The 11,287-nt window shown below is 46.4% G+C and carries 12 protein-coding genes; 7 read left to right on the forward strand and 5 right to left on the reverse strand.

All coding sequences use genetic code 11. The features are described 5' to 3' along the window. Window positions 1-169: 169 nt before the first annotated feature. The 3 genes from KW93_RS03960 to KW93_RS03970 form a co-directional block, all read right to left on the reverse strand. The gene (locus tag KW93_RS03960) at window positions 170-547 is read right to left on the reverse strand and encodes a VOC family protein (protein WP_033541675.1); all 378 of its coding nucleotides are present in this window, start codon (window positions 545-547) and stop codon (window positions 170-172) included. A gap of 30 nt (window positions 548-577) precedes the next feature. After that, window positions 578-1,069, reverse strand: coding sequence for a hypothetical protein (locus tag KW93_RS03965; RefSeq protein WP_033541676.1), 492 nt, complete (start codon window positions 1,067-1,069; stop codon window positions 578-580). Window positions 1,070-1,177: 108 nt separating this feature from the next. Continuing rightward, a complete protein-coding gene (locus KW93_RS03970; RefSeq protein ID WP_033541677.1) occupies window positions 1,178-1,657 on the reverse strand; it encodes an NUDIX hydrolase in 480 nt (159 codons plus the stop codon). A 195-nt stretch (window positions 1,658-1,852) separates the two neighbouring features. On the opposite strand from KW93_RS03970, the gene KW93_RS03975 reads away from it, so the two are divergent. From KW93_RS03975 to KW93_RS03990, 4 genes are all read left to right on the forward strand, one after another. Continuing rightward, on the forward strand, window positions 1,853-2,365 hold the full coding sequence (locus KW93_RS03975) for an NUDIX hydrolase (RefSeq protein WP_033541678.1): 513 nt from the start codon (window positions 1,853-1,855) through the stop codon (window positions 2,363-2,365). A gap of 188 nt (window positions 2,366-2,553) precedes the next feature. Next, window positions 2,554-3,081 carry a TlpA family protein disulfide reductase gene (locus KW93_RS03980; RefSeq protein WP_033541679.1) on the forward strand — a complete coding sequence of 176 codons (528 nt, stop codon included), beginning with the start codon at window positions 2,554-2,556 and terminating at the stop codon, window positions 3,079-3,081. Between the two features lie 19 nt (window positions 3,082-3,100). Further along, complete coding sequence (gene msrB / locus KW93_RS03985; RefSeq protein WP_033541680.1) at window positions 3,101-4,240, forward strand: peptide-methionine (R)-S-oxide reductase MsrB; 1,140 nt, start codon at window positions 3,101-3,103, stop codon at window positions 4,238-4,240. Window positions 4,241-4,434: 194 nt separating this feature from the next. Continuing rightward, entirely contained in the window at window positions 4,435-5,451 is a 1,017-nt protein-coding gene (locus KW93_RS03990) for an STAS domain-containing protein (protein ID WP_033541681.1), read from the forward strand. A gap of 71 nt (window positions 5,452-5,522) precedes the next feature. On the opposite strand, the gene KW93_RS03995 is transcribed toward KW93_RS03990, so the two are convergent. After that, complete coding sequence (locus KW93_RS03995) at window positions 5,523-6,080, reverse strand: methyltransferase family protein (protein ID WP_033541682.1); 558 nt, start codon at window positions 6,078-6,080, stop codon at window positions 5,523-5,525. Window positions 6,081-6,280: 200 nt separating this feature from the next. Here KW93_RS03995 and KW93_RS04000 point away from each other — a divergent pair, with 200 nt between their 5' ends. Continuing rightward, window positions 6,281-8,101: an LTA synthase family protein gene (locus tag KW93_RS04000; protein ID WP_033541683.1), complete on the forward strand. Its 1,821-nt coding sequence runs from the start codon at window positions 6,281-6,283 to the stop codon at window positions 8,099-8,101. Between the two features lie 58 nt (window positions 8,102-8,159). On the opposite strand, the gene KW93_RS04005 is transcribed toward KW93_RS04000, so the two are convergent. After that, the gene (locus KW93_RS04005) at window positions 8,160-9,059 is read right to left on the reverse strand and encodes a 3-hydroxyacyl-CoA dehydrogenase (RefSeq protein ID WP_033541684.1); all 900 of its coding nucleotides are present in this window, start codon (window positions 9,057-9,059) and stop codon (window positions 8,160-8,162) included. 410 nt (window positions 9,060-9,469) lie between these two features. Between KW93_RS04005 and KW93_RS04010 the strand changes: the two genes are divergently transcribed. Together KW93_RS04010 and KW93_RS04015 are read left to right on the forward strand one after the other, a co-directional pair. Further along, on the forward strand, window positions 9,470-10,102 hold the full coding sequence (locus KW93_RS04010) for a hypothetical protein (RefSeq protein WP_033541685.1): 633 nt from the start codon (window positions 9,470-9,472) through the stop codon (window positions 10,100-10,102). A gap of 187 nt (window positions 10,103-10,289) precedes the next feature. Further along, entirely contained in the window at window positions 10,290-11,189 is a 900-nt protein-coding gene (locus KW93_RS04015; protein WP_033541686.1) for an oxidoreductase, read from the forward strand. Window positions 11,190-11,287: the final 98 nt, after the last annotated feature.

Below are 11,287 nucleotides of genomic sequence, written 5' to 3' on the forward strand. Positions count from 1 at the left end.
GATTTATTTGCGCAGATTAGAATTTATTTGCGCTAACCCAATTTGGAGCTGTTAATAGGGGCCGAAATTGATTATAAATAAAAAAGAAGATGTTCCCCAGGAACATCTTCAATGTGGTTCATTAAAATAAATAAGGCGATGCTTCTGACAGTAACAGCAAGCTGACTGTTTATGATTTTTCAATCAATTGCAGTATTTCACCATTCAATCCTTCAAAAAGGACCATCTTCCCTTCCGCCGCCGGCTTGATTTCGGGTGAAATAGTCAGCGTGCTTTTTTCATTGATATGAGCAATCGCCTTCTCCAAATCTTCTACACGGAATGCCAAATGATTTACAACGCCTTCCGAGCTATATGAGCGTATTGGATCAATGTCCTGGATGAGTTCCATTTCAATTTGCGGTGCGTTCTTTAAAAAAAGGAACACCATTTCACGATCTGCCCGTTTCTTTCTGAATCGAACTTCAAAACCGAAAACCTGTTCATAAAAAGCTACCGATTTGTCCATATCTTTCACCATAATAGCTATGTGTTCAAAAGAAAACATTAATGTACCTCCTCAATTTTTTTCGCACTTCTATTCGATCAAACCACGCAATTCCGGCTGGCTCCGCAATTGATTTTCTGTCAGGATTTCCACTTCCCAATTATTCAAATCGACAATATCCCGTTCATCATCACGATGGACGATAAAATAGCTGTCGTATGGCGTCGCTTCGATATCGTCCACAATCATGTTCTGCTTTGCATAATAATCCATTATTCTGTTGCGGGTTTCGAGTGACACCGTTCTTTCACCCGTTTTCGCCAATGCTGCTCTTCTTTCCGTTTCCCCGTCTTCAACTGGCCGGAAAGGTTCCCGCTGATTGAACAGACCCTGCATCAGCCTGATAACTTCCCCAAAACCAATCAGGAGCATCCCGAATATCAGCCCTTGCAGAAACACTTCAAATGCTGTGCCGCCATTAAATTCATCCACTATCGCAAGTGCGCGGAAAGTATAGGCGACAATGATTATTACGCCAAGCACCTGCAGCATTTTTGCTGCAACATTATCTTTTCTGGTCATGTATCTTCCCCCTTGCTTTTAGGTATTCGACACAGCCCGTTTCAAAACCTTCCATATATTCACAATAAAAATAGCCGGTTCCATTTTGGAATCGGCCTTTTCAGTAAATCATCTCATCGGCATAAAACGCGCCGAATGGAATTTCTCCAGGTATTCATCTATAATCCGGCGATGGCTTTTCACAATGCGCTCCGGCAATTCTTCCGGATAAAAAAACTCGAAACTGATTGATTCCAGCTCATCCACCGTTAATTCGCCTTCAAATGTTTCCGCGTAATAAGCGGCTGTGACCACAAAATATTCATCGCCGTTTTCCGCTTTGACAAAATGTCTCGGCCCGGAATAGACGTTGATCAATTTCAAGTCATTTACCACCAGCCCGGTTTCTTCAAATACTTCCCTTTTCGCGACATCTTCTGTCGATTCCCCGAGTTCCATCAATCCGCCTGCCAAACCCCATGCGCCTTTTGGAAATCGTCTTTCTTCCAGCAGCAGGCGGCCATGTTCGTCAACGATGACTGCAACTGCCCCAACCAGTATCAGTGGCTGGTGCCCTACCATTTGCCGTAAATCTTCGATGTAACCCATCTTGCTATCCCCAATTCAATATACTCATGCTTATTGCACGTTCCCATTCAGTATATCCAAGTTCTTCCGAAAACACCTTATTTATTTTTCGTTTATTCCATTCAATAATAGATGGATGCTTTTATCCGATTCGGAATTTCCGTCCTTTCCATCCAGCTGCCAATTTACTATAATCATCTCATGGGAGTGATGGGCATGGAATACTGGGATCTTGTGGACGAAAAGCGAAATTCGCTTGGCAAAACGCATCAGCGCGACATAGCATTGACGCCAGGCGAATATCACGTTGTAGTGGAAATATTCACGATAAATGCGGATGGCCGAATTTTATTAACGCAGCGGGACCCTGCGAAAACCTATCCGCTGAAATGGGAAATTACAGGCGGATCGATCACTGCCCGCGAAACGAGTGCTGAAGGCGCTGCGCGGGAACTGGAAGAAGAAACAGGATTGCTTGCAGCTCCGGAGCAATTGAAGAAAATCGGCGAAATAAAATACGGCCACTATTTTCGTGACAGCTATATCTGGCGCTCTGCCGAATTAATTGAACCGGCAGCCATGAAGCTTCAGCCAGGTGAAGTTTGTGATGCGCAATTCGTCACTTTCGAAGAACTGGTGAAAATGGATGCGGCCGGACTGACAGTGCCGAGCGTGCTGGAGAGATGCCGCCTGTACCGCATGGATCTGCACAGGTTGATAGAAGGATAGCAGCAGGGACCTCAGTCTTTCGGAGCGTCTTTTTATGTTCATCTGACTCGCTTGTGGAACATACTGATGCAATTGGCCCTTTTCCCGCTTTGCTGAGACAACTGAATATCTTTCTGGCTATTTTCGCTATATGATAGGGGGAGAAGCGGAAGTAAGCGCTGACATCCCGAATGAAAAGGTGATTTCCAATGAAGAAACGATTGACGGTTTTGCCTCTTTTCATCTTATTCGCCTTATTGCTTTCCGCATGTTCGGCCGGACAGACCATATCAGGTGCCGGGCAATTGAATGACGGCAAACCTGCTCCCCCGTTTCAGCTGGTGGATTTGCAGGGAGAAACGCACGACTTGTCTGAATATGAAGGCCAGAAAGTGTATATCAAATTTTGGGCATCCTGGTGCTCAATCTGCCTTGCAGGCATGAATGAACTGAATACATTGGCCGGCGAAGAACCGGATTTCGAAGTACTGACCATTGTTTCCCCTGACTCGAATGCCGAGAAAAGCAGTGAGTCGTTTGCGAAATGGTTTGAAGGCGTCGACAATACGGAAAACATCAAGGTTTTATTGGATGAAGGCGGGCCTGCTTTCGATGAATACGGAATCATCGGCTACCCGACATCCGTCTTTATCGGCAGCGACGGCGTTATGGTAAAAAGCCAGACTGGGCATGTCAGCAATGAACAGATTTACGAGACATTTGAAAACATCCAATAATGGAAGGCGGTCGCTTGAAATGAAGATAAAATTCTCCCTTCTTCTGCTGTTTCTTATGCTGCTCACTGCCTGTTCGATGCCCGGTTCAACCGGAACTTCCGAAGCTCCTTCCTCCATCACGAACACGACGGCGGATGCAGCCGGGAACACTTCCCGTTTTCCCGCTAATCCGAATAAGGATCTGGAATTCAACACGGAAAATCTGGAAGATATCTGGTTTGCCGGTGGCTGTTTCTGGGGAGTCGAAGCATACATGGCCCGTGTGTACGGCGTCTATGATGTGACTTCAGGCTATGCCAATGGCACAACGGAAAATCCGACTTATGAGGAAGTCCTCTACAAAAACACGGGACATGCCGAAACGGTTCATGTTCAATATGATCCGGAGCGCATTGACCTTGAAAGTCTCGTAAGCCAGTTTTTCATCATCATCGATCCGACCCTGCTGAACCAGCAGGGCAATGACAAAGGAACCCAATATCGCACCGGTGTCTATTACGAAAATGAGGAAGACCGCGCCGTGATCGATAAGGTTATGGCTGCTGAAGCAGAGCGCTATGACAAGCCGATTGTAACGGAAGTCGAGCCGCTGGAACATTATTACCTCGCGGAGGAATATCACCAGGACTATCTCGAAAAAAATCCGAATGGCTATTGCCACATTGAATTTGATTCGCTTGAAGATCAGGAAATTCCCGCTTTGATCGATCCGGCGGATTATCCTAAGCCAAGCGATGAAGAACTGAAAGCGAAACTGACCGAAGCTCAGTATAACGTTACGCAGAAGAACGATACCGAAACCGCTTATTCCAATGAATACTGGGATAATTATGAACCGGGACTTTACATTGATGTCGCAACCGGTGAACCGCTGTTCTCTTCTGCCGACAAATACGATTCGAAATGCGGCTGGCCAAGTTTCACAAAACCCATTGACCCGGAAGTTGTGACAGAACACGTCGACACCAGCTATAATATGCTGCGCACCGAAGTCCGCAGCCGGGCAGGCGACAGCCATCTCGGCCACGTCTTCAATGACGGCCCGAAAGACAAAGGCGGCCTGCGCTTCTGCATCAACAGCGCAGCCATTCTGTTCATTCCGGCTGATGAAATGGAAGCAGAAGGCTATGGCTACCTGAGCCACCTGATTGAAAATTAAGTGAACAAAAAGCGATGCACTCCTTTCGGGGGTGCCGCTTTTTTGTTCATTTCCGTTCACTGAAATATTTTAGTCGGGAAGTGCTTAAAACTTTTAAAATCAGGGAATAAGATACAGAAATTATACATTTTTTATTAGTTGACTGCTGTTCATGAAATTTAATGGTGAATAGACAGGAAATCGGAGGAACAATTATGATGATGAAAAAGCAGATTACTGTTGGCGATGTGGATCTGAAATGGGATCTCGAAACGGGTGAAGTCTTATTCGATGGCGGAGATGTGGTGTTTTTCTGGATTTCTGCAATGGAGACATTTTTCGATTCGATCCGGGAGATTTCAGGAGTTGAGGCAACAAAGCTGGTGCTTGAAACTACCGGATACCGGCAAGGCGTAGTTGTCGGTGAAGGATTCCGGGAAATGAAGAACATCAACACTTCCAATGTGGTTGAATGGCTGTCCAATACATATGCACCTGCAGGCTGGGGCAAAGTGAAAATCGTTGAGATGGATGAAGAAACCAAACGTTTTATGCTTCACATCCAGGATGACTGGGAGTACAAAATGAACCAGCGCAAACAGAAAGAACTGGATGGGATTTTCGTGCCTTCCCATTACGCGGGTGTATTGACCGGTCTTTTCGGCACCAATTTCTGGTATTCGGTTATCCAGTACCAAAACAGCGAAAATCCATACAGCATCGTTGAATATTACCCTTCCGATGTCACTGTGCAGTCGAATATCCACGAAATGTCCAGAAAGCAGGAAGCCATGAAGATTATGGAACTTGAGCGGATGGTCGATGACAAGACGAAAATGCTTCAAAACCTCATCAAAGAAATTTCTTCGCCGATTATTCCGGTACTGGAAAAAATTGTTGTCGTGCCAATGATCGGCAGCTATGACGAGGACCGTTCGGAAGATCTCATCATCACTACCCTGAGCGAGTTGCCAAAACATCAGGCCCAGTACCTGCTGCTCGATCTGACGGGGCTGCACAAACACATTTCCGAACATACGGCCAGGCTGATTGATAAACTTGGGGCTGCTTCCCGCCTGCTTGGCATTGAAACGATATTGGTCGGTGTTTCGCCGGAACTGGCGATGGTCATCGTCCAATCCGACAATAACCTGAAAAAATTCGAATGCCTGCAAAGTCTTCAGCACGGCATCTATTATGCACTTGGCAAAAGCGGCAGAAGGATTGTCTGAGCTTCTTTTCATCGAACAAAACAAAACGCCGTTTCAGCTCGTGCTGAGATGGCGTTTTGTCATTATTTCGTCTAATAGATGAAAGGAATCAGCCTCGCCCGGTGCTTCATCCATTCCCTGTATTCTTCACCGAATTCCGCAATAAGCATGGCTTCTTCGCCGTTCATCCGCTTTGACAAAGTCCAGGCGACGAAAGCTCCGCCAATTGCAGCAGCTGCAATGCTTTGGAAATAAAGTGACATGCCGACGGCGATCAATAATAATGCCGTATACAAAGGATGGCGCAGTTTCCGGTAAGGGCCCGAGCTGACTATGCCGTCTCCTTTACGCACTGTCACATGGCGGGTGAACTGGGCCTTCAAATGGATGATCCCCCAATACCGCAGAAAAACGCCAGCCGCAAAAAGCACGATGCCTGCAATTTTCAGCAACGGTTCTGCCTGCGGAACCGACCGCATCTCACCGAGCAGCGCCGCAGCTGCAATCGTTCCTGCCAGTGCTGAGAAAATCAGCCCAAAAGATCCTTTTTCAACTGGATCTTCCGCCCCTGTCCCTCTGTTGCGGAACAGGATAAATTCAAAGACCCAAATGATCGCTGTTGCTGTAAAAATCCAGTCCAATGCTGTCATAGACAACCTCTGCCTTTCCATTTGCATTTTCGATTTTACAGATGATTCGGGGATGTGACAATTCAAAAGGCTGTCGTCTTTATTGGTTTAACAGTGTACGGGCATAACTGAAACATGCTGTTTTATGTTTCTCCCGCGCCAAATAGAGGTACTGAAAAATAAAGGGTTTTTCGATTTCGCTACTGGAGGTGCACCCTAGAATGATCTTTCTTGACTATATAATCTATTTGGCAATTTCAATGACAAAATTAATCCTCTTCAGCGTTTACACAGACACCGATTTTTCTGTCGGCTTTTTTATACTGAACCTGGCTTCCGTCCTGGTGCTATCAAGCTGGACATTATTGCTGAAAGCGAGAACAAGGCGCTGGGTGCTCTTATCCCTGCTGTTTCTTCACAGCACATTGGTCGTTTCAAACATATGGTATTACCGTTATTTCGAAGATCTCCTCAGTGTCACGCTGATTGCCGATGTTCCACAGATGAGCAGTGTCGGCGGTGGTTTTATGACTCTCGTGGCCTGGAAGGACCTGTGGTTTTTCGCGGATCTTCTACTCTTCTCCACAGTACTCTATTTTATCCGCAATAATACCGGTACACTGCCGCGAAAAGAGAAGTTTAAAATTGCCGGCGCCGGATTGGCAGCCGGATTGATCGTTTTCTTCACTCCTGTTACCTGGAGCTATTTGCAGCAGGAAGAATGGCTCGTCGATAACCCGATATCCAATATGCGTGAATACTATCAGCTTGGTTTTTGGGGCTACCACGGAGCAGACCTTCTGAAAGGAGCCGCGCGTCTTGCCGGCACCAGCAGCCTCTCTGCAGAGCAGCTGGATTTATTGCCCGATACCCTGCCGGAAATTGAAGCGGCTCCGATTCCTGAGAACCTGCCCAATATTATCGTCGTTCAATTGGAATCCTTTCAATCCTCTGTCATCGACCAGGAAATAAACGGCCAGGAACTGACCCCGAATCTGAACAAATTAAAGGATAACGCAACTTATTTCCCTCACTTTTATCATCAGACCCATGAGGGAAGAACGTCAGACGCGGAATTTCTGACGCTTTCTTCCATGCTTCCGATCAAATCGGGCTCCGTCTATACTCAATACGCCAGCAACGATTTTGACGGATTGCCCGGTCATCTGCAGCGTTACGGGTATCACACCGCTGCCATGCACGCATTTGAAAAGAGTTTTTGGAACCGTGATATTTTCTATGACAATATCGGCTTCGATAAATTTTACAGCAAAAAAGACTTTTCTGAAGAACAGCAGATCGGCATGGCTTTGAATGACAAGGATTTTCTGTCGGAATCCGTTGACTATGCAGCCGATCTGGAAACACCTTTCTTCGCCTTCATGGTTGCATTGACCAGCCATACGCCGTATGAGTTTCCGGCAGACATGGAAAAATTGGATCTCAGCGGTTATGAAGACGATTTGGTGAAAGGCTATTACCATACTGTCCATTATGTCGACGAAGCAGTCGGTGAAATGATTGGCCAACTGAAAAGTGAAGGATTATGGGAAGATTCCCTCATCGTCTTTTACGGCGATCATGACAGCGGATTGACACAGGCGGGAACAGAACTGGCAGACGATGCCGGTGCGAAAGCGGCAGTCGATCTTTTTGAACTGGATCATGGTGTGCCGCTCTTTATCAAAGCACCAGGCCAAACTGCCGGTGAAACCAATGACAGCGTCGGCGGCCAGGTCGATATTGCACCGACAGTCCTGGATCTGATCGATATTGATCCGCCTTATATGCTGGGCAACTCAATGCTTGACGGCCAGCACAATATCACTGTCTTCCGTGATGGCTCATTCCGTTACAGCGATTTCTACTATAAAGCTGATCTCACGGAGCCGATCGGCAGCGGCGATTGCTACTCAGTCACAAGCGGCGAGCTTGTTTTCGCCGATCAATGCGGGGAGGCGATCGATGAAGCCGCAGAACAATTGCGCCTTTCTGATTTGATTATTCACGAAAACGCCCTGGAACGCATACGGCGGGAATGATAACCAGTTGAAATAACAGAACGGCAAAAAGCAGTGAAGAAAATTTCTTCGCTGCTTTTCAGTTTTTCAGGAATCCTGGGTCGGCGAATGCAGGATTCGGATATTTATAGAAGCCTTCTCCGGATTCACGGCCAATTTTGCCTTTATCGAGGTATTCTGTCTGCAGCATCCCGGCAAGTTTCACAAAATCTTCTCTGCCCGTCGCAGCAGCTTTCGCCTGCACAATATTATGCGCTGTACGGATACCGACGACGTCCAGGATGGCAAATGGCCCGAGCGGTGCGCCTGTCGCAATCATCCAGGTCTTGTCGACTGTCTCGACATCCGCAACTTCTTTGACCAGCAGTAATTCGGCAGCTTCCAAAAACGGCACGAGCAGCGAGTTCAAAATATAGCCCGGCTGCTCTTTATACAGCGGCAGTGCGACCATGCCGATTGCTTTTGCAAATTCAATCACTTCATCAAAGATCTTCATATCCGTCCCCGGATGTTTCATGACTTCGGCTGTGTTATTGATCCAGATCGTATTGGCGAAATGCAGGGCCAGAAATTTTTCGGGTCGTCCAGTTGCTTCAGCAAACTGGCTCGGCAATAAAGTCGAAGAATTCGTCACGAATACCGTTTTCTCCGGTGCCAGTCCGCCCAGCTTTCGGTAAAAATCCATTTTGATGTCGGTGACTTCCGGAATTGCCTCGATTACCAGATCCGCCTGTGCCACCGCTTCCGGAAGGTCCGTATGAAAAGTCAGCCGCCCATAAGCGGCATCCACATCTTCCTGCGTGGCTTTTAAATCTCTCATGTAATTTTCCTTCAGTTTCATCATGCGTTCTTCCGATTTGCCGATGGCTTCATCGCTGATATCGTAAACGGCTGTTTCGAACCCCTTAAAAGCGGTCTGGAAAGCAATCTGGCTTCCCAGTACACCGCTTCCTGCCACTGTAATATTTTTATAATCCATTAACGCAACTCCTCCTTCAATTTAATTTTGTTTTCCCTGTTGATTTGCTTAAAAACATCTTTCCATGAAACGGATGGAAGAAAACGGATGGCAGAAGTGCCTTTTAGAAGCCTCAGGATTTAAACTCACTTCCAGTCTATCCATTATTATATCCTGTTTCCTTTTATTAACGTAAATACGGGCATTTTTTGATAGAAACTTGTCCGCAAAAAATTCTGAATTTTATAGTATTTTTTTGACCTTTATAATATAATATTTTCAAATCCATGGATCACTACTTGGATGCGGCCGCTGAAAAGTAGAGCAACACCTAATTTCATAGTCTTTGCAACTGGACCCGGCCAAGAATTATCTGTCTTGTCTCATGCCCTGTGAAGAGTACAAAATCCAATTTTTAAGGAGAGAGAGAAATGAAAAGATTATCAATGATTTTATTAACTCTTCTGCTGGCATTCGGATTTACTTCTGCAGCGATGGCAAACGGAGACGCTCCAGCTCCGGCATCAAATGAAAAGATCTACAAAGACAGAGGCGTAACGACGATTGTTAAGACGAATGTTGAAGAGAGACCAGGTGAAAGCATCGTCAAACAAAAGAGATTTAAAGAATACTTCACTACCCCTAAATCAGCATCAGAAAAATTTTACAGAACATTCTACGACGTTAAAAAAGAAAAGCACCCAAGAAGAGACCTGTACAGAAAAATTACTTTTGAAAGAACTTTCGAGTTTAACAAAGTTAAAACATGGGATGAAGTGACACGCGTTGATAAAATTGCGACTTTCACTACTCCTGTAACAATTGTCAAAACAACTGTTACTACTATTAAATTTAAAGGCAAAAACCTCCGCCACGGCAAGATCATCAGCAAAGATGTTCAAGTGACTGAAGATAATCGGTATGGCGAAACTGTAAAAACTGTAGCTGAAGAGAAGAGAGAAACATTCAACAAAAACTATAAAGAAAACGTTACGAAAAAACTCATCAAAGAGAGAAGATACGTCGGTAAATGGATGAGATACCACCACCACAGCAAAAGATAAATTAAGCTCCCCGTTTTAACGGGGGCTTTTTTTTTCGGAAAAATTCCAGTTTTTATTGTAAGCTGGCTCACAAAAAGAGCTTTCGCAGTTGAGCATATGAAGGCTTCAGGCCTGCCCTCCAGATTTGATTCGTTTACAATGGAAGTAAGTAGAGCGAAAGCCCAGCACGTGAAAGGAGTCTATACATATGGAACGAAACTTATCCGGCAAAACGGTGATCATCACCGGCGCCAACAGCGGCATCGGCCTGGAAGCGGCCAAAGTGCTGGCCGGCAAAGGCATGCGGCTCGTGCTCGCGGTCCGCAATGAAACAAAAGGTGCCGCCGCGCTCAATGAAATTCTTCGGCTTCACCCTGAAGCAAAGGTGGAGATACGGAAACTCGACGTCGCGGATCTGTCGAGTGTCCGGGCATTTGCTCATGGCATCCTGCGCGATTTCGAGTCGCTCGATAGACTGATCAATAACGCGGGCGTCATGATCCCGCCGTATTCCAAAACGAAAGACGGCTTTGAGATGCAGTTCGGCAGCAATCACCTCGGCCATTTTGCTTTGACTGCCCTCCTCCTGCCGCTGCTGCTGAAAACACCGGAATCCCGCATCGTAACGATCGGAAGCCTTGCCCATAACCGCGGCGCCATCGATTTTAATAACTTAGATGGCTCGAAAGGGTATCAGGCGAAAAAATTCTATAATCAAAGCAAGCTTGCGAATATGCTGTTTGCGCTGGAACTCGACCGCCGCCTGAAACAGCACGGCGCCAGCACCATCAGCGTCGTCTGCCACCCCGGCGTCTCCGCCACGAATATTTTTAAGCTCGGAAAACGGGATGCGCCTCTGTTCCTCCGCGAGCTGGTGAATAAATATTATCTGCAGCCGCCGGCAATCGGGGCACTCGCCACTGTACATGCAGCAACTGATCCTGATTTGACAGGCGGCGAATATATCGGGCCGGACGGGCCAGGACGCCGCAAAGGCTTTCCGGCACTGGAGACACCGCATCCTTCTGCACTTGACGAAGAAGTAGCGAAGCGTCTGTGGCAGGTGTCGGAGGAATTGACTGGCGTGAAGTTTGATTTTGGCGAATGATGGGCTGGGGTACGGGTTGTATGCTACTCGTCAAAAAATACTTAATATTTCCCATTAATTTATTTTTAGTTGCGCGATTTGGACATTTAGTTGCGGTT

It is taken from the genome of Planococcus sp. CAU13 (assembly GCF_000775575.1).
GTDB lineage: Bacteria > Bacillota > Bacilli > Bacillales_A > Planococcaceae > Planococcus.

Bases quoted from the DNA above. Each gene is read 5' to 3' on its own strand.
- KW93_RS04000 (WP_033541683.1), top strand. From the start codon at position 6,281: ATGATCTTTCTTGACTATATAATCTATTTGGCAATTTCAATGACAAAA.
- KW93_RS04005 (WP_033541684.1), bottom strand. From the start codon at position 9,059: ATGGATTATAAAAATATTACAGTGGCAGGAAGCGGTGTACTGGGAAGC.
- KW93_RS03980 (WP_033541679.1), top strand. From the start codon at position 2,554: ATGAAGAAACGATTGACGGTTTTGCCTCTTTTCATCTTATTCGCCTTA.
- KW93_RS04015 (WP_033541686.1), top strand. From the start codon at position 10,290: ATGGAACGAAACTTATCCGGCAAAACGGTGATCATCACCGGCGCCAAC.
- KW93_RS03965 (WP_033541676.1), bottom strand. From the start codon at position 1,069: ATGACCAGAAAAGATAATGTTGCAGCAAAAATGCTGCAGGTGCTTGGC.
- KW93_RS03970 (WP_033541677.1), bottom strand. From the start codon at position 1,657: ATGGGTTACATCGAAGATTTACGGCAAATGGTAGGGCACCAGCCACTG.
- KW93_RS04010 (WP_033541685.1), top strand. From the start codon at position 9,470: ATGAAAAGATTATCAATGATTTTATTAACTCTTCTGCTGGCATTCGGA.
- KW93_RS03990 (WP_033541681.1), top strand. From the start codon at position 4,435: ATGATGATGAAAAAGCAGATTACTGTTGGCGATGTGGATCTGAAATGG.
- msrB (WP_033541680.1), top strand. From the start codon at position 3,101: ATGAAGATAAAATTCTCCCTTCTTCTGCTGTTTCTTATGCTGCTCACT.
- KW93_RS03960 (WP_033541675.1), bottom strand. From the start codon at position 547: ATGTTTTCTTTTGAACACATAGCTATTATGGTGAAAGATATGGACAAA.
- KW93_RS03975 (WP_033541678.1), top strand. From the start codon at position 1,853: ATGGAATACTGGGATCTTGTGGACGAAAAGCGAAATTCGCTTGGCAAA.
- KW93_RS03995 (WP_033541682.1), bottom strand. From the start codon at position 6,080: ATGACAGCATTGGACTGGATTTTTACAGCAACAGCGATCATTTGGGTC.